Annotated in this window: 19 protein-coding genes; 9 read left to right on the top strand and 10 right to left on the bottom strand. The window is 72.7% G+C overall.

The features are described from left to right. Positions 1-100: 100 nt before the first annotated feature. On the top strand, positions 101-1009 hold the full coding sequence (locus H288_RS0102510; protein ID WP_020091014.1) for a LysR substrate-binding domain-containing protein: 909 nt from the start codon (positions 101-103) through the stop codon (positions 1007-1009). A 218-nt stretch (positions 1010-1227) separates the two neighbouring features. Beyond that, complete coding sequence (locus tag H288_RS0102505; protein ID WP_020091013.1) at positions 1228-2589, top strand: SAF domain-containing protein; 1362 nt, start codon at positions 1228-1230, stop codon at positions 2587-2589. A 4-nt stretch (positions 2590-2593) separates the two neighbouring features. On the opposite strand, the gene H288_RS0102500 is transcribed toward H288_RS0102505, so the two are convergent. Together H288_RS0102500 and H288_RS0102495 are read right to left on the bottom strand one after the other, a co-directional pair. Further along, positions 2594-3508 carry an AraC family transcriptional regulator gene (locus H288_RS0102500; RefSeq protein WP_020091012.1) on the bottom strand — a complete coding sequence of 305 codons (915 nt, stop codon included), beginning with the start codon at positions 3506-3508 and terminating at the stop codon, positions 2594-2596. Between the two features lie 85 nt (positions 3509-3593). After that, complete coding sequence (locus tag H288_RS0102495) at positions 3594-3824, bottom strand: hypothetical protein (protein ID WP_012321783.1); 231 nt, start codon at positions 3822-3824, stop codon at positions 3594-3596. A gap of 552 nt (positions 3825-4376) precedes the next feature. On the opposite strand from H288_RS0102495, the gene H288_RS0102490 reads away from it, so the two are divergent. Together H288_RS0102490 and H288_RS0102485 are read left to right on the top strand one after the other, a co-directional pair. Further along, positions 4377-5693, top strand: coding sequence for an HlyD family efflux transporter periplasmic adaptor subunit (locus H288_RS0102490; protein ID WP_026604600.1), 1317 nt, complete (start codon positions 4377-4379; stop codon positions 5691-5693). Then, positions 5690-7834, top strand: a complete 2145-nt coding sequence (locus H288_RS0102485; RefSeq protein ID WP_020091010.1) for a peptidase domain-containing ABC transporter — start codon at positions 5690-5692, stop codon at positions 7832-7834. The genes H288_RS0102490 and H288_RS0102485 overlap by 4 nt, the downstream gene beginning before the upstream one ends. A 19-nt stretch (positions 7835-7853) precedes the next feature. On the opposite strand, the gene H288_RS0102480 is transcribed toward H288_RS0102485, so the two are convergent. Together H288_RS0102480 and H288_RS0102475 are read right to left on the bottom strand one after the other, a co-directional pair. Next, positions 7854-8813 (bottom strand): helix-turn-helix domain-containing protein, encoded by a 960-nt coding sequence (locus H288_RS0102480; protein ID WP_026604599.1) that lies wholly within the window; start codon positions 8811-8813, stop codon positions 7854-7856. A gap of 134 nt (positions 8814-8947) precedes the next feature. After that, the gene (locus H288_RS0102475; protein ID WP_245274458.1) at positions 8948-10246 is read right to left on the bottom strand and encodes an MFS transporter; all 1299 of its coding nucleotides are present in this window, start codon (positions 10244-10246) and stop codon (positions 8948-8950) included. A gap of 380 nt (positions 10247-10626) precedes the next feature. Here H288_RS0102475 and H288_RS0102470 point away from each other — a divergent pair, with 380 nt between their 5' ends. Then, complete coding sequence (locus H288_RS0102470; protein ID WP_020091007.1) at positions 10627-11088, top strand: GNAT family N-acetyltransferase; 462 nt, start codon at positions 10627-10629, stop codon at positions 11086-11088. 160 nt (positions 11089-11248) lie between these two features. Here the strand turns inward: H288_RS0102470 and H288_RS0102465 are convergent, their stop codons facing one another. The 4 genes from H288_RS0102465 to H288_RS35000 form a co-directional block, all read right to left on the bottom strand. After that, positions 11249-12088, bottom strand: coding sequence for an alpha/beta hydrolase (locus tag H288_RS0102465; RefSeq protein WP_020091006.1), 840 nt, complete (start codon positions 12086-12088; stop codon positions 11249-11251). Positions 12089-12310: 222 nt separating this feature from the next. Beyond that, positions 12311-12553, bottom strand: coding sequence for a hypothetical protein (locus tag H288_RS0102460; protein WP_020091005.1), 243 nt, complete (start codon positions 12551-12553; stop codon positions 12311-12313). A 137-nt stretch (positions 12554-12690) separates the two neighbouring features. Next, the gene (locus H288_RS0102455) at positions 12691-13104 is read right to left on the bottom strand and encodes a MucR family transcriptional regulator (protein ID WP_020091004.1); all 414 of its coding nucleotides are present in this window, start codon (positions 13102-13104) and stop codon (positions 12691-12693) included. A gap of 70 nt (positions 13105-13174) precedes the next feature. Beyond that, positions 13175-13417: a hypothetical protein gene (locus H288_RS35000; protein WP_199778762.1), complete on the bottom strand. Its 243-nt coding sequence runs from the start codon at positions 13415-13417 to the stop codon at positions 13175-13177. Between the two features lie 73 nt (positions 13418-13490). On the opposite strand from H288_RS35000, the gene H288_RS0102450 reads away from it, so the two are divergent. The 4 genes from H288_RS0102450 to H288_RS0102435 all read left to right on the top strand — a co-directional run bounded on the left by H288_RS0102450 (position 13491) and on the right by H288_RS0102435 (position 15034). Then, positions 13491-13841 (top strand): hypothetical protein, encoded by a 351-nt coding sequence (locus H288_RS0102450; protein ID WP_020091003.1) that lies wholly within the window; start codon positions 13491-13493, stop codon positions 13839-13841. Positions 13842-13970: 129 nt separating this feature from the next. Continuing rightward, positions 13971-14231 carry a hypothetical protein gene (locus H288_RS0102445; RefSeq protein ID WP_042671974.1) on the top strand — a complete coding sequence of 87 codons (261 nt, stop codon included), beginning with the start codon at positions 13971-13973 and terminating at the stop codon, positions 14229-14231. Beyond that, a complete protein-coding gene (locus H288_RS0102440) occupies positions 14231-14638 on the top strand; it encodes a hypothetical protein (RefSeq protein ID WP_020091001.1) in 408 nt (135 codons plus the stop codon). Before H288_RS0102445 ends, H288_RS0102440 begins: the two co-directional genes overlap by 1 nt. An 84-nt stretch (positions 14639-14722) precedes the next feature. After that, positions 14723-15034 (top strand): hypothetical protein, encoded by a 312-nt coding sequence (locus H288_RS0102435; protein WP_026604598.1) that lies wholly within the window; start codon positions 14723-14725, stop codon positions 15032-15034. 16 nt (positions 15035-15050) lie between these two features. On the opposite strand, the gene H288_RS0102430 is transcribed toward H288_RS0102435, so the two are convergent. Both H288_RS0102430 and H288_RS0102425 read right to left on the bottom strand, forming a co-directional pair. Next, the gene (locus H288_RS0102430) at positions 15051-15515 is read right to left on the bottom strand and encodes a hypothetical protein (RefSeq protein ID WP_020090999.1); all 465 of its coding nucleotides are present in this window, start codon (positions 15513-15515) and stop codon (positions 15051-15053) included. Between the two features lie 139 nt (positions 15516-15654). Next, positions 15655-15873, bottom strand: a complete 219-nt coding sequence (locus tag H288_RS0102425; RefSeq protein WP_020090998.1) for a hypothetical protein — start codon at positions 15871-15873, stop codon at positions 15655-15657. Positions 15874-16071 lie beyond the last annotated feature (198 nt).

Below are 16071 nucleotides of genomic sequence, written 5' to 3'. Positions count from 1 at the left end.
GCCCGCCGATCGCGTCGTGGCCGGCACTATCCTGCCGGATCCGCGCGTTGACAAACGACGATTTTTCACGCTTTCCATGAATTCAATTCACGGATTGCGCATGCGCCGGATCCCGAGCTTCTCCGCCCTGCGGGCCTTCGAGGCGGCCGCGCGCCTAGGCAGCTTCGCCCGCGCCAGCGCGGAGCTGCACCTCACGCCCTCGGCGGTGAGTCACCAGATCCGGGCGCTGGAGCGCTGGTTCGGGCGCGCCCTGTTCCGGAGGGCGAACCGCCAGGCGCTCCTCACCGCCGACGGCCAGCGCCTGCTGGCCGGGCTCTCGAGCGCCTTCGACGCGATCGAGGCGGTCTGCGCCGACCTCAGCCCGCCGTCGCCCGCGTCGCTGGCCGTGCACTGCACGCCGAGCTTCGCGGCGAAGTGGCTCGGGCCGCGGCTCCCCGCCTTCGTGGAGGCGCATCCCGGCATCGCCATCCGCCTCTCCACCAGCGCCGACCCGGTGGATCTCGGGCGGCACGAGGAGATCGACATCCTGATTGCCTACGGCCGGCCGCCGCACGGGCCCGGCCTGACCGTCGAATCCCTCGGCCCGGAGGAGATCGCCGCCCTCTGCGCGCCGGAGGTCGCCCGGGCCGCGCAGCCGGACGCGGCCGGATCGATCGGGCCCTTCACCCGGCTCGACTCGTCCTTCAGCCCCGTCCGCTGGCCGGACTGGTTCGCCCATAACGGCCTACCCTTGCCGACCGGGGCAGCCGGAGCGGCTTTCGACCGGGGCTCGCTGGTGATCTCGGCGGCCGTTCAGGGGCTCGGCGTGGCGCTGGAGACCCTCCGGTTCGCCCGGGACGAGCTCGCCGCCGGGCAGCTGGTGCGCCTCGGCGGCGATCGGGTCGCGAGCCTGACCCGCGACCTCCACTTCATCTGCTACCGCGAGCGCGACGAGGCCCTGGAGAAGATCCGGGCCTTCCGGCACTGGCTCCTCGACGTGGAGGCGCAGAGCCGGACCGAGGCGGCCTGAGGCGGCCCGAGGCGGCCCGAGGCGGAGAGACCCGATCCCTCACCCCGCCCCGCTCCCGCACGGGAGAAGGGAGCGGCGCGTCGCCCGAACAGACCCCCCGTCTTTTTATTCGGTGGGCCTCAACGGCATCGGGAACCGCGCTAGGTCCCCGTCCAACGACGCGGCGAGCGCGGCGGGGTCCGGTCCCGACCGCGCGCCACCCAGGGAGAGAACGCCCCATGTCCCTTTCCGCCAAGCTGCAGCGGCGCGCCGACGAGGGCCGGCCCGTCCGGGTCGGGCTGATCGGGGCCGGCAAGTTCGGCTCGATGTACCTGTCGCAGGCGCCGCGCACGCCCGGCATCCACCTCGTCGCGGTGGCCGACCTGTCGCCCGACCGGGCGCGCGAATCGCTGCGCCGGGTCGGCTGGGACGATTCGCGGTTCGCCGCGCGGGGGCTGGAGGAGGCCGCGCGCGGCGGCACGACCCTCGTGACCGAGGATGCCGACGCGATGATCGCGAGCCCGTTCGTGGACATCGTCATCGACGCCACCGGCAGCCCGGCCGCCGGCATCCGCCACGCGCTCAAGGCCTTCGCGCACGGCAAGCACATCGTCATGGTCAACGTCGAGGCCGACGTGCTGGCCGGGCCGCTGCTGGCGCGCCGGGCGGCCGAGGCCGGGGTGATCTACTCCATGGCCTCTGGCGACCAGCCGGCGCTCATCGCCGAACTGGTCGACTGGGCCCGCACCATCGGGCTGGAGGTGATCTGCGCCGGCAAGGGCACCAAGTACCTCCCGGCCTACCACGCCTCCACGCCCGACACGGTCTGGGGCCATTACGGCTTCAGCGAGAGCCAAGTCGCGGGCGGCGACTTCAACCCGCAGATGTTCAACTCCTTCCTCGACGGCACCAAGTCGGCGCTGGAGATGGCCGCGGTGGCCAATGCCTGCGGGCTCACCCCGCCGCGCGACGGCCTCGCCTTCCCGCCCTGCGGCGTCGACGACCTGCCGAGCGTCCTGAAGCCCGCGGCGGATGGCGGCCTCCTCACCGAGCGCGGCACCGTCGAGGTGGTCTCGTCGGTGGAGCGGGACGGGCGGCCGGTCTTCCGGGACCTGCGCTGGGGCGTCTACGCGGTGTTCGAGGCGCCGAGCGCCTACGTGCGCGACTGCTTCGCGCAATATGGCCTCAAGACCGATTCGAGCGGCCGGTTCGCCGCGACCTACAAGCCCTATCACCTGATCGGGCTCGAGCTCGGCATCTCGGTCGCCTCCATCGCGGTCCGCGGCGAGGCCACGGGGGCGACGGGCGACTGGCGCGGCGACGTCGCCGCGACGGCCAAGCGCGCGCTGCGGGCCGGGGAGCGGCTCGACGGCGAGGGCGGGTTCACCGTCTACGGCAAGCTGATGCCGGCGGCGGATTCCCTGGCGCAGGACGCCCTGCCGATCGGCCTCGCCCACAACATGGTCCTGAAGAACGACGTGCCCGCGGGCCGGGCCGTGCGCTGGAGCGACGTCGCCTTCGACGCCGATCAGGAGGCGATCCGCGTCCGGCGCGAGATGGAGGACCTGTTCCGCGGGGCGGCGGGGCGGGCTGCCGGGTAGCGCCTCAGGCGCGCCGGCCGGCCGTGCGCCCGGTCGGCGAGCGCCCGACGAGCTTCCGGAACGTGCGGCTCATGGCGCTGGCGCTCGTGAAGCCCGATCGCGCGGCGACCTCCGCCATCGATCCCGCGCCGGAGCGGATTAGGGCCTCGGCCCGGCCGACGCGCTCGCGCATGATGTACTGGTAGGGCGTGACCCCGGTGGTCTGGCGGAAGGCTCGGATGAAGTAGCCCTCGCTGAGCCCGACGATGCCGGCCAGGGCGGAGACGGTGATCTCCCGGTCCAGGTGCTCCCGGATATACGCGCAGGCCCGCCCGGCCTGCGACGCCGAGAGGTCGGGCGCCGCCGACCGGCCCGGAGCGCGCGCGGCGACGACCGAGCGCAGGATCGCCAGGTGGAGGCTCTCGATCAGCAGCGCGTCGGGCGACGGGTCGTCCCGGTGCGCGCAAGCCAGCGCGTCGAGGATGTGCCAGGTGCTGCGGCAGGCGCGGAGATCGCGCCCGTCCGCCGCGAAGGCGATCTTGCCGATCGGCGCCTCGGCCAGCCGCTCGACGGCGGCGGCCGAGAAGGAGAGGACGCGGCCGGCATACGGGCCCTCCCAACGGGTCGTGCCGTTCAGGCCGGGACGCCGGACCAGCAGGCCTTCGCGCTCGGTCAGCCGCGCCGCGACCTCGTAATCGACCGCGTGGTGCGCCCCCGCGGGCTGCGTGCTGGCGGCGACCTCGAGGCCGGTGACCGCGTGCGTGCTCCACCCGCCGGTGGGGAAGCGGAAATCGATGAAGGCGACCTCCGGGAGGCCGCGGTCGCTCGGTGCGTAGCAGGTCAGCTCGGGGCGGCCGGAGAGATGCCCGGTGCTGCCGCTCGTTGCGTACGCGATCGTCTCGGCTGTGGTCGCGGCTGAACTCTCGGCTGTGCTGTCCATGCGGGCCCGTGATTCCGGTGTCGTCGCGGTCACGCCCCGCGACGGAGGAGGGCGGCCCCGCGGCCGCCCTCCCGGTGTCAGACCGTCAGCGCAGGGAGCCGGTCACGCCGCCGACGACACCGCCGACCGCGCCGAGCACGCTGCCCACCAGGCCGCTCACCAGACCGCCGACCTGGCCCACGACCCCCGAGACCGCACCGAGCTCCTGGCTCGCGTCGACCCCGAGGCCGACAGTGAGGCCGACCCCGAGGCCACCGCCGACCTGGTCCAGCTCGGCGGCGCTCAGCTCGCGGACGGTATCGATGCTGTCCTGCATGATCGTTCTCCAGATTGAGATTCAGGTAGAAGGTTATTTGCTTCGATCTATTGCCTGATCGTAGCGTCTAGGCGCCTTGGACGTCGGCACCTGCCTTTAGGATTACAGAGATGTGCTTCGTGTCAATCGGTCATGGCCAGCCGATAATGCTCGCGGACGATCGAGCCCGGCCAATGCGCAAAAACTGACAGGCCTTGTCTTTCCCAGGCCGCGCTCCAGACGCTGTCGGCACCGCGGCCGCCCGCGCTGCGAAGCGGCGCGTCTCACCGCGTCTCACGCCGTCGAGTTTTCGCAACGCAGCACGCGATGATGCAAAAACTGACGTCCTGCTGCGCTGCAAGGCAAGCTCGACGGCGAATTGGAATAAGCCGTTGGAAATCAGACGGTTTTCAACGCAGGCGCGACGTTCTGACGCGGGCAGGATTATTCAAAATTCGCCGTGTCGGCAAGTGTTGACATGAAACTCCCGCGATGCGACCGAGTAAGGTGGCAAATGCGCTGAGCATTGTCCTCGAATACGGCTGTCTCCTTCAGGAAGGTTGCTTTCTCCGGGTGCCAAGTCCGCTCTTTCGACTTGAGGTTATAGAGGCGCGACGCAACGCGTGGCTGGGCGAGGCGCAGATCATCCAGCCTCTGCCGGTCCGCATCGTGGCCGCGGCCTGCGTGATCATGGTGGCGGCGGTCGGCCTGTATGCCTGGCAGGGCACCTACACGCGCCGCATCCACGCCGTCGGCCTTCTCGCGCCCGATATCGGGCTGATCAGCCTCGCCAGCCCGGTGGCGGGGCGCGTCGGCTCGACCGGCGTCCGCGAGGGCGACAAGGTCGCGCGCGGGCAGCTCCTGTACACGATCGACCTCGACGCCGTGTCGGCGAGCGGCCCCACGCAGGAGCGCGTGATCGCCGAGCTGGAGCGCCAGCGCCAGAGCGTCGAGCGGCAGCGGACCGCCCGGGCCGATCTGGCCGGCACGGAGCGGCAGGCGCTGCGCGAGCAGGTGGCGAATCTGAGCGAGCAGTCGGCCCAGCTCGCCAAGCAGATCGACCTGCAGGACAAGCTGGTTCCGCCGCTCCGGGCGCGGGTCGAGGAACTCGCCGACGCCGTGGCGCGCGGCTACGCCCGCGCCGCCGACTTCCAGAGCCAGAACTACCTCTACATGCAGGCGAGCGCGCAGCTCGCCCAGTTCCAGCAGAGCCGCCTCCAGATCGACGGCAAGCTCGCCGAGACGAAGTCCCAGCTCGCCGCCTACGACGACCGGTTGGCCCGCGACCTCGCCGACCTCGACCGGACCGCCGCCCAGCTGGCGCAGCAGAAGGCCGAGAGCGAGGCGCGCCGCGCCATCGAGGTCCGGGCGCCCGAGGCCGGGACCCTGACGTCGATCCGCGCGCAGGTCGGCCAGACCGTGGCGGCCGGGGCGACGCTCCTGACCCTGCTGCCGAGCGCCGGGCGCCTCCAGGCCAACCTGTTCGTCGATTCGTCGGCCATCGGCTTCGCCGAGGCCGGCGCGCCCGTGATGCTGCGCTACGCCGCCTTCCCGTTCCAGCGCTTCGGCCTGCACCGCGGCGTCGTCACCGAGGTCACGCGGGCGCCGCTGGGCAGCGACGACGCGCCCGACTTCGCGCGGCGCGCCGCCGCCCGGGGGGAGGGGACCGACCTCTACCGCATCGTGGTCCGGCCCGATTCCGACACCGTGCTGGCCTACGGCGAGCGGCGCAGCCTCGAGGCGGGCATGCGCGTCGAGGCCGACATCGCCCTGGAGAAGCGGTCGCTCTACCGCTGGCTGCTCGATCCCGTGACGCATGTCCGGGAGAGCCTCGCCCTCGTCACGCGCGGCGGCCTCGACGCCCTGCCGGTCCGGAAGGCCGCCCCGTGACGGCGCCGTCCCTCGCCGCCCGGCTGGATTTCGGGCTCCGCCGCCGGGTGCCGGTCGTCCTCCAGGCCGAGGCCGCCGAGTGCGGCATGGCCTGCCTCGCCATGGTCCTGGCCTATCACGGGCGCCAGATCGACCTCGCGACGCTGCGGCGGCGCCATCCCCTGTCCCTCAAGGGCATGACCCTGCGCAACCTGATCGACCTCTGCGGCGCCCAGGGCCTGACCGCCCGCGCGCTCCGGGTCGAGCTCACGGACCTGCCCCGCCTCCGGTTGCCCTGCATCCTGCACTGGGGCCTCAACCACTTCGTGGTGCTGACCCGGGTCGAGCGCGGCGGCCTCGTCATCAACGATCCGGGCCGCGGCCGGCGGCGGGTCAGCCTCGCGGAGGCCTCGCGGGAATTCACCGGCGTCGCCCTGGAGGCGGTGCCCAATCCGGGCTTCCGGCGCGAGCGGGCCGCCCCGGGCCTGCGGCTGCGCGACTTGTTCCGCAACATGGCCGGCATCCGCGCCGCCCTGGCCCAGGTCCTGGCCCTCTCCCTCGGGATCGAGCTCGTCGCCCTCCTGATGCCCATCGCCTCGCAGGTCGTCATCGACGAGGTGATCGTGAACGCCGACCACGATCTGCTCCTCGTGGTGGCGATCGGCCTCGCGCTGCTGCTGCTGCTCCAGCTCGGCCTCAGCATCGCCCGCACCTGGGCGATCATGCTGGCCGGAACCCGGCTGAACTACCAGTGGTCGGCCGGCCTGTTCGACCACCTGTCGCGGCTGCCCCTCGACTACTTCGAGAAGCGCCATGTCGGCGACGTGATCTCGCGGTTCGGCTCCCTCGCCACCATCCAGAAGGGCCTGACGACCGATCTCGTCCAGGCCATGCTCGACGGGCTCATGGCGGTCGGCATGCTGGTGATGCTGACGGTCTACGGCGGCTGGCTGGTCGCCGTGGTCCTGGCCTCGACGGCGCTCAACGCGGTCCTGCGGGTCTTCGCCTACGGCGCCTACCGGGAGGGGAGCGAGGAGGCCCTCGTGGCCGAGGCCCGCCAGCAGACGCACTTCATCGAGACGGTCCGCGGCATGGCGAGCGTCAAGCTCCTCGACCTGCGCGAGCGGCGCGGCGGCGCCTGGATGAACCACTTCGTCACGGCCCTGAACGCCCGGCTGCGGCTGCAGCGCCTCGACCTCGTGTTCGGCCGCGCGAACGAGTTCCTGTTCGGCCTCGACCGGCTGATCCTGCTGGTGCTCGGCGCCCGCGCGGTCATCGGCGGCTCCCTGTCGCTCGGCATGCTGGTGGCGTTCTTGGCCTATCGCGACCAGTTCGCCACCCGGATCGGCAGCCTGATCGACGCGTGGTTCAAGCTGCGCATGCTCGACGTGCAGACCGACCGGCTCGCCGACATCGTGCTGTGCGAGCCCGAGGAGCAGGATCTCGCCGCCGGGGCGCAGCCGGGGGCGCCCCCGGTCGTCGCCCTGAAGGCCGGAACGCTCGCCGGCGCGGGCCTGGCGCTGCGCTACGGGGCCGACGAGCCCTGGATCTTCCGCGGCGTCTCGCTGTCCGTCCGGGCCGGCGCGTGCTTCGCGATCACCGGTCCCTCGGGATGCGGCAAGACCTCGCTCATGAAGGTGATGATGGGGCTGACGCCGCCCAGCGAGGGGATCGTCACCGCCGACGGCCAGGACATCCGCACCGCCGCCGGGTCCTACAGGCGCCGGATCGCCGGCGTGATGCAGAGCGACGGCCTGTTCGCCGGCTCGATCGCCGAGAACATCGCGGCCTTCGACGAGCATCCGGACGCGGGCTGGATCGCCGAGTGCGCCGCCCGGGCGGCGATCCTGGACGACATCCGCCGCATGCCCATGGGCTTCGAGAGCCTCGTCGGCGACATGGGCTCGACCCTGTCGGGCGGCCAGAAGCAGCGCATCGTGCTGGCGCGCGCCCTCTACCGGCGGCCCGAGATCCTGTTCCTCGACGAGGCCACGAGCCACCTCGACGAGGCCACCGAGGCGGTGATCGCCCAGGCCCTGCGCGACCTGCGGATGACGCGGGTCATCGTCGCCCATCGCCCGGCGACGATCGCCCACGCGGACGCGGTGTTCGATTTCCCCGCCCAGGTCCGCGACCGGGCGGATCTCGCCGCCGCGGGCTGACGCGCCTGACGCGCTTCGCCTAGGGGAGCGCGGGCCGCAGGTCGCCCGGGGCCAGGCCGAAGCGCTTGCGGAAGCCGCGGTTGAAGGTCGGCACGTCGGTGAAGCCGCACGCGTAGGCGATCGAGGCGATCCGCATCTTGTCGTCGCGGCGGGCCTCGAGGCGCCGGCGCGCGAGGTCGAGGCGCGCGTCGCGGATCGCCGCCGCGATGCCGCCGGTCTCCGCGAAGGCGCGGTACAGGCTGGTCCGGGAGAGACCGAGCGCGCGCTGGATGTCCTGCGGGTTCAGGTCGGGGTCGTGCATCCGCCGCGCGATGTGGGCGCGGGCGAGCGACACGACGGCCGCCTGCGAGACCGCCTCCGGATCGCCGCGCCGGGCCGCGCCGTCGACGAGGTGGCCGAGGAGGTGGAGCACGCCCTCGACGGCCGCCTGCGCCTCGTCGGCGGACATCCAGGCGACCGAGCCGGCCACCCCGCGCAGCCGCGCCCGGACCTCCGCCCCGGCCGGGAGCGGGCCGAGGCTGCGGCCCGCGAAGGCGTCGGCGTCGCCGACGAAAGCCTCGAACATCTTGCGCGGGACGGCGAGGCGGATCTCGCCGTAGGCGCTCTGGGTGCCGGCCACCAAGGGCCGGTTCCGCGTCAGGAAGCTGATGTCGCCGGGGGTCAGCTGGGCCCCGCGGCCGTTCTGCTCCTGGTAGCCGACGCCGTCGAGCGCGAGGCCGATCACCACCATCCCGCGGGCGTTCCGGTCGACGTGGCGGGAGCGGAACTCCACCGCGACCGGGCTGCTCACCGTGTGGGTCAGCGACCAGCCGGCCGAGGCCACGCTCAGGCGCTTGGCCGCGAAACGCTCCCGAGGGTGCTGCCGGCCGATGTCGCCGAACCCGGCCAGGGCCGTGCAGCGCCAGAACTCGAAGGCCTGCTTGGGGTCGACGTGGCTGGTCGTCTCGACGAGGCTCGGGACGAGCACCGGGCTAGACACGTGTGACACCCCCGGCGTGCCCGGCGGTTCCGTCCGGCTGCCTGCGCAACTTTATCGGGTGAATCTTGCCGGATTGGCAACCGACGCCATCCGGCGCGGCGCCGTGGTTCGGAGACCCGCGCTTCCGGGTTTCCCTAAGCAAGGGCCTGCCCGGACAGGCCGCGCGGTCCGGCGAGGAGCAGGGCCGCGCTCGCCGCGAGGACGAGCGTGATCACCGCGAACATCGCGTGCGGCCCGTAGGCCGAGAGGATCGGCAGGAGGATGATCGGCGCCAGCGCGGCCCCGACCCGGCCGCCGGCCCAGGCGCAGGTCATGGCCGAGGCCCGCAGCGGCGTCGGGAGCAGCTCCGTCGCGTAGACGGCGAGGATGCTGCCGTAGGTCGCCGCCGCGGTGTTGAAGGCGATGCCGACCAGGACCAGGGTCAGGAACGTGCCGCTCGCGGCGAAGGCCGTGCCGAGGGCCGCCATCGCCGCCGCCAGGGCCGTCAGGACGGCGCGCCGCTCGAGCCGGTCGATCGCCAGCGCGGTCAGCAGGGTACCCAGGGGCGGGCCGAGCATCGACAGCGCGGCGAAGACGAGGGATTGATCGACCTTGAAGCCCTTCTCCACCATCACGACGGCGCTGAGCAGCGGGAAGGCGATCGTCGCCAGGGGGGCGAGGGTGTAGAGGCCGACGAACAGGGCCGTCCGGCGCAGCTGGCGCGTCTCGGCGAACAGGCCCCGGAACCCCGCGGGCCCGGTCGCGGGCGGGTCCGTGTCCGGGTCGGTGGGGGCGGCGACCCGGACCCGGCCGGCCGCGCGCTCGAACCGGCGGCAGGCGGCGTCGGCCTCGGCGGAGCGCCCGACCGAGGCGAGCCACCGCGGCGATTCCGGCAGCCGCGCGAACAGGACGCCGCCGAGCGCCGCCAGGGCGCCCCCGAGGATCAGCGCCCAGCGCCACGGCTCGATCCCGAGCGGCGCGGCCGGTGCCATCATCTGGACCAGGCCGATGGCGGCCAGGCCGCCGAGGAGCCCGAGTCCGGCGCAGACCAGCAGCGTCGCGCCGCGTCGGCGCGCGGGCGTCACCTCGGCGAGGTAGGTGGCGACCAGGGGCGGGAACCCGCCGATCGCGAACCCCGAGACCGTCCGGGCGATCGTCAGCGCCGTGAGCCCCTGGCTCGCGGCGGCCGCCAGCGATCCGGCGGCCATCAGCGCGAGGGAGGCCTGGAGCGCGCGCCTGCGGCCGAGGCGATCCCCCAGCATCCCGAAGACGGGTGCGCCCACCGCCCCGCCGGCGAACACGGAGGCGAGGAGCAGCGAGAGGCTGCCCCGCGGCAGGTTGTGGGGCGGCGCGAGGAAGATGGCCGCCAGGGCGTTGCTCAGGGCGACCTCGGCGATGTCGGTGAACAGGCCCAGCGTGCAGACGGCGAGCGCCGCCGCGTGAAGCCGCGTCATCGGAAGGGAATCGAGCCGCCGCGTGACGGCCGCGATCGACCCGGCGACCGATGCGGCGGCACCGGAGGCACTCGCGGTCTGGCTTCCGGCGTCGATCAAGCGTGTGAATCCTCTCCGGCCGGAGCGTGCCCGCAACCGGTGACGCACCGCCACGGCAGCGTGTTCCCCACCGGGGAACGTGACGGCGTTCACAAATGCACCATGCGCGCCATGGTTGCGGGTCGCAGGGAGGTCGGCGGTCCGCGGGTCTTGCGGAGCTGTCGATCCGCCCTCCGCCGGGAGCCTCGGCGCGGGGGCCGCACCGCCGTTCCGCGCCTTGCTGATCGTTGATCGGGAGGACATCCTGCGCGGGGGATGTCGGGGCGGATGGCCGGGGCACGATGTTCGAGATCGCGCGGGACGATCTGTCCGATACGCAGACACGAGCGCTGCTGGCGCTCCATCTCGCCGGCATGCACGCATCCTCGCCGCCGGGCAGCGTGTTCGCTCTCGACCTGTCAGGCCTGCAAGCACCGGACGTGACCGTCTGGACGGCGCGCCGCGGCGGGCGGGTGGCGAGCGTCGGGGCGCTCAGGATGGCGACGGACGGCACCGCGGAGGTGAAGTCCATGCGGACGCATCCGGATTTCCTCCGCCTGGGAGCCGGCGCGGCGATCCTCGACACCATCATCGCGGCCGCCGCCGCCCGCGGCGCGCGACGCCTCAGCCTCGAGACCGGATGCGGACCCGCATTCGCGCCCGCGCTCGAACTCTATCGGCGTCGGGGCTTCGTGAACGGCCCCGCGTTCGGGACCTACGTGCCGAGCGAATTCAACCAGTTCCTCCATCTCGAGATCGCCTGACGGATCGGGTCGGCGTCCTCGTCGCGCCGCCGTTCCCGAAGCGGCCCGCGCCGCGCGTCCGCGAACCGTACGTCCAGGCGCAGAGGCCGACTGGGTTAGGGTCAGCAAGGCTGGCTGTCGGCCCGGTGAGTCGCGCGCGTCAGGGGGCCGCTCAGGACCCTCAAGGCCCGTCCAGGAAGCCGAGGAGCGCCGCGTTGAAGAGCGCCGGATCCTGGAGGAACGCGAAGTGGCTGGCGTTCGGCAGGATCAGCAGCCCAGCCCCGGGAATCGTGGCAGCGAGGTACTCGGTGTGCGCGCGTTTGATACCCTCGTCGTGGTCGCCGTCCGCGATGAGGACCGGCGCGCGGATCCGCTTCAGATCGGCTTCGGTCCAGCGCGGCTGCCCGCCCCACATCCGGCCAACCGCGTCGACGAAGGCGGCGTAGTCCTTCGGGGTCGGCGAGAGGGCCTCGTACTCCTTGCCGGCCCGGTCGATGAAGGCGGCGAAGGTCGGGTTCGTCTCCACACCCTCGATCAGGCCCGACGGGTCGGCGTTGGCGCCGAACGCGAACACCTTGCCGACGCGGTCGGGGTGGCGCATCGCCATGTCGAGACCGAGGATCGCGCCGTCGCTCCACCCGACGATGTCGGCGCGCGGGATCTTCAGCACGTCGAGCAGCCCGACCACGTCGTCGGTCATCAGGTCGTAGCCGAATGGCCGATCGTCCCGGGTGCTGCGGCCGTGCCCGCGGCTGTCCACGAGGATGACCGTGCGGCGGGCGGCGAGCGCCGCGACCTGGTGGCCCCAGTAATCGGAGTTCGACAGGCCGCCGTGCAGCAGGACGACCGGCGGACCGTTGCCGATCGTGGCGTAATACAGCCGAATGCCGTTGACAGCGGCGCGCCCGGAGACCGTGCCGGCGACCGGCGCGGGGGTCGGCGGCAGGTCCTGCCAGCGCGGTCCGGCCCAGGCCGGGGCTCCGGCCAGCAGAAGCGTCAGGGTGATCGCAGTCCGAAGCATCGAGCACCTGTCGTCGTTGCCGGGGCCGGGCTGCCGGGGCGATCCGGTCCAGCGCGACCCGCCGCGACCGCGAGCTGCGGTCGACCTGCGCGCGGACCGTGACCAGCTCGGATTACAGAACGATTTCAGGCCGTGGCCCGCGGGCGGCGAGCGCCGTCTCCGCCGGCGCCCGGGCGCCGAAGGCCGGCGCGCAGCGCGGCGCTCGCGCGAGGAGCGGGGCCTCTAGAAGCGCGGGCTCGTGCGGCGGGGCCGGTCCGGCCGGGGCGCGGGGGCGGCTGGCGCATGTCGATGGCCGACCACGTCGCCGTTGCGGTAGGCCTCCTGGATGTTGCGTCGCGCGGCCCGCCCCGCCGTCCCACCGAGCTGCGTCACGGCCGAGTCTCCGGACGGGGCCAGGACGGTCTGCGCCGAGGCCGGTCCGATGCCGAGGAGAAGGAGGGCGACGCAGCCAGACAGACCCTTCATGGCCAGATCCCTCTCACCCGATCGCGTTGCCAGACGGGCCAACCCGCAGTGCCGGCACGCGCGCGCCGCCCCGCCCAGCGCATCTACGTCCGTGCGGGCCATCGGTTCACGGGGGCTCGGCGGACGGGCTGCGTCGATCAGGCGGCCTTGCTGCCGAGCCGGATCGCCTTGGCGATCTCTGACCGGCGCTCGGCGTAGCCCGGCGCGGTCATCGGGTAATCGTCCGGCAGCCCGTAGCGCGCGCGGTAGAGTTCCGGCGTCAGCCCGTGCGCCGTGAGATGCCGCTTCATGGTCTTGTACGACCGGCCGTCGATGAAGCTGACGATGCCGTCCTGGCGGACCGAGCCGCGGATCTGAGCGGCGTCGGGCTGCTCGGGCGGCGCCTCGACGACCGCGGGCCGGTCGGTGAGCGCGGAGAGCGCGCCGTGCACGGTGAGCAGGAGCGGCGGTATGCTGGTGTGCGGCAGCGCGTTGTTCGACAGATAGGCGGTCACGACGCGCAGGGCCACGTCGCTGATGGTCGGCTCGAGCTGGTCCTGGTTCTTGCGCAAAGCGATCGACCCCTTCTTCGACCCTGCCAACACCTATTATAGACCAGGAATACTCGGACATTATCGTCTGTCAATGCAGAATGACATGCTTGGCAAGTAACGAATTTTGAATGCAGAATTTCGATGCGACGCGCGCCGTCCGGTTGGTCAATGGCATGGCCATGGTCCTGGCCGAGATTGGGAGAGCGCCGCCGGATTTTTCGGGTCGCGCCTGCCGGACACTTCGCCGGCGCGGTTCCGACGCTTCCACTTCGCAGATCTTCGTGATCCAATACGCTTCGAGCGCATCGCGAAGTCCGTTCATGGCCGCCACACGCCGCCCGTCCGTGCCGAGGTCGAGGGTCCGGAAGTCCCGCACCGTGCCTGGGGCGGGATGGGGACGCGCGATGCTGGCGGCGCTCCTCGGAGGCATGCTCGCGGCGCCGTTCGCCCACGGGCAGGGCGCCGACGATCTGGAGGCCGAGATGCGGGCGCGGGTCGCCGCGGCCTTCCCGGATGCGGGCCTCGTGAGATTCCGCAAGATCCGACCGATCCCCGCCGAGGCGGAGTCCGCCGTGGCGTTCTGCGGCCAGGTCAGCAGCGGCCCCGTCGGGCAGGGGCGGTCGGATTTCCAGGTGTTCCTGTACGACCGCACCGCGTCGGCCGAGACCGTCCGCATCCTCGGATCGGAATCCCTCAACGGCTACCGCGTCGGCCGGAAGCTGATCGGCGCCCTGCGGCGGGTCGGCTGCCTGTGAGGCGTGCGGCCGGGGTGGTCTGTCTCACACGTGACGAAAATGTGGCAGAAGCTTGACTATTGCTCCAAGGTCGGTTTATAGCTTGACCGTGGCGTTGCGGTTACACCCCCGAGTCCCATGGAGGTTCGGATGTGCGCGCGGAAGACCTTCTACATTTTCGTTTCGGCCTCGGACGAGGAGCAGTTCTGCGCCGTCCGACAGGACCAGCCCATCCCGTCGCTCATCGACGGTGTCCGATGGATGTATGTCGGCTGCATCGATACGACCCGGGACAGGCCGTACGGATTCGACGTGGACGCGGCGCACGCGGCGATGCGCCACCGCGGCGTCTACTTCTACCGGCGCGAATTGATGTTCCGCCGGGCCAACTTCCTCCTCGAAGCCGCCTGATGGTGGCTGCCCCCGGACCGATCCTGGCCGGCGCCCTCGTGGTCGCCGGTCTCGGGTTCGCGTCCGCCGCCGAGGCGCAGGTGCCGACGCGGGTCGGCACCTGCGCGGCGACCACCATCGCGCGGATCGGGACCCGGTTCAGCGACACGCTCGTGAAGCCGAAGGGCGACGGGATCGGCGACGGGACGAGCGTCGATCTCAAGAACGGCGTCTACGGCGTCTCCTACGCGTATGTCGAAGCGGTCGCGCGGTCGCGGGTCGGCGACCGGGTCATGACCTGCCTCGTACTCGTGCCGACGGGCTGCCCCAAGGGCGACGATCGCGGCAAGATGTACACGACGACCAACCTGCGCACGCTGGATTCCTGGACTTTGCCCGACTCCCAGCACATGTGCGGCGGGGCCTGATCGGGCGTCCGTGAACCCGCCGCCCGGAGGGGCGTGCTGCCTCAGGGGGTGGGATCCGGGGCTCGGTGAAGAGGAGAGGGATCCGTGTCGCTCAGGAACGCTCTTGCCGCCCTCGCACTGGCGGTGGCGGGCTCCGCGCCGGTCCCCGCCTGGGCGTGGGGCGTCCCCGGATGCATCAACCTTCCCGAGTACAACCGCGCCCTGGGCGCCCTGCAGGGCATGACGAGCGCCTGCGACATGAGCGTCGAGGAAGCCCGCCGGATCGTCGCCGCCCGTGACGGCGTCGCGCCCGGGCCCCCGGTCGCCGCCGCGGAGCCGCCGGCGGCGCCGCGGGTCGCGCCGCGGCACCGCAGGGCGCGGGCGCACCGGAGCGCGCGGCCGCGGCATCACCGCTGAGCCGGCCGACCGGCGCTCAGGTCCCGTCCTCCGGCGCCCCCGGGGGATCCGCGCGGGTGCGCGCCCAGTCCCGGTCGCGCTCCGCCTGCCGGGCGCGCTGCTCCGCCACGTAGGCCTCCTGGTCGGCGCGCTCCCGCTTCCGGCGGCGGTCGGCGGCGGCCGCGCTGCGCTTGCGCCACGCCTCCGTCTCGGCCTTCTGGCGCAGCAATTCCTCGACCGTGACGGGTGTCACCGGTTCCTTGGGTTGCGCCCAGGGATAGGACCGCCGGGGCGGGGGCGGGCGGGCCGCCCGATCGGCGGAGGCCTGCCCGCTCCGCCGGAGCGCCTCGGCCGCCGCCGCGAGGGTCAGCCCGGCACCCCGGGCGATGCGCTCGGCGGCCGCCCGGGCGGCCGCGCGCTCGCCCGCCGTGGCCCCCTGATCGGCGAGCGCGAGGCACTTCTCGAACCGGTCTCGGTCGGCGGGCGTCATGGGCGACGTCATGGGCAGCGTCTTATCGCCGAGTCGACCCGCCTGTCCCGTCGCACCGGATCCGTCGATCCGGTTTCGCGCCAGCCTCCGTGCCGGTCAGGCCGCCGCGGCCGCGCGTCTCGCCGGCCGTCCGGCGCCGCGACCCGCGCGGCTACGTCTGGGCGCGTCCGTTCCCGCCCGGACCGATCGCCGGCAGTCCGGCCCCGTCCGGCAGGCCGCCGAGCACCACGAGGATCCGTCCCAGGAGCACCCGCGAGTGCCGCGCACCGCTGCCGATGGCCGTGAGGTCCGGCCGGCCCGCGCGGGCCTCGTAGGCCGCGCGCAGCCGGTCGAGCTGCCGCCTGCGCGTCTCGGGATCGCTGGAACCCATGGCCCATCCTCCCGGCGGGCCCTGGCTCGCGGTGCGCCCCCGCGAGCGAGCCTTCGACCATCCCGAGTCGGGGAGTTGGAAAACCGTGTCTGAACGGTCCCTACGACCTTTAGCGCCGGAACGCCTGGACATACGCCGCAGGCTCCCCGACCGTGTGGCCAAGGATACGGGTGCCGTTGTGGTCGGCACCGACCATCA

The organism is Methylobacterium sp. 285MFTsu5.1 (genome assembly GCF_000383455.1).
Lineage (GTDB): Bacteria > Pseudomonadota > Alphaproteobacteria > Rhizobiales > Beijerinckiaceae > Methylobacterium.
The sequence above is the reverse complement of the archived record's forward strand: the minus strand, read 5'-3'. Positions and strand labels throughout refer to the sequence as shown.

What these genes read in the sequence shown, in the direction of transcription:
- H288_RS0102500 (WP_020091012.1), bottom strand. Translation starts at nt 3,508, where the DNA reads ATGGACAGCACAGCCGAGAGTTCAGCCGCGACCACAGCCGAGACGATC.
- H288_RS0102425 (WP_020090998.1), bottom strand. Translation starts at nt 15,873, where the DNA reads ATGGGTTCCAGCGATCCCGAGACGCGCAGGCGGCAGCTCGACCGGCTG.
- H288_RS0102430 (WP_020090999.1), bottom strand. Translation starts at nt 15,515, where the DNA reads ATGACGTCGCCCATGACGCCCGCCGACCGAGACCGGTTCGAGAAGTGC.
- H288_RS0102510 (WP_020091014.1), top strand. Translation starts at nt 101, where the DNA reads ATGCGCCGGATCCCGAGCTTCTCCGCCCTGCGGGCCTTCGAGGCGGCC.
- H288_RS0102475 (WP_245274458.1), bottom strand. Translation starts at nt 10,246, where the DNA reads ATGACGCGGCTTCACGCGGCGGCGCTCGCCGTCTGCACGCTGGGCCTG.
- H288_RS0102450 (WP_020091003.1), top strand. Translation starts at nt 13,491, where the DNA reads ATGCTGGCGGCGCTCCTCGGAGGCATGCTCGCGGCGCCGTTCGCCCAC.
- H288_RS0102460 (WP_020091005.1), bottom strand. Translation starts at nt 12,553, where the DNA reads ATGAAGGGTCTGTCTGGCTGCGTCGCCCTCCTTCTCCTCGGCATCGGA.
- H288_RS0102470 (WP_020091007.1), top strand. Translation starts at nt 10,627, where the DNA reads ATGTTCGAGATCGCGCGGGACGATCTGTCCGATACGCAGACACGAGCG.
- H288_RS0102445 (WP_042671974.1), top strand. Translation starts at nt 13,971, where the DNA reads ATGTGCGCGCGGAAGACCTTCTACATTTTCGTTTCGGCCTCGGACGAG.
- H288_RS0102505 (WP_020091013.1), top strand. Translation starts at nt 1,228, where the DNA reads ATGTCCCTTTCCGCCAAGCTGCAGCGGCGCGCCGACGAGGGCCGGCCC.
- H288_RS0102440 (WP_020091001.1), top strand. Translation starts at nt 14,231, where the DNA reads ATGGTGGCTGCCCCCGGACCGATCCTGGCCGGCGCCCTCGTGGTCGCC.
- H288_RS0102495 (WP_012321783.1), bottom strand. Translation starts at nt 3,824, where the DNA reads ATGCAGGACAGCATCGATACCGTCCGCGAGCTGAGCGCCGCCGAGCTG.
- H288_RS0102465 (WP_020091006.1), bottom strand. Translation starts at nt 12,088, where the DNA reads ATGCTTCGGACTGCGATCACCCTGACGCTTCTGCTGGCCGGAGCCCCG.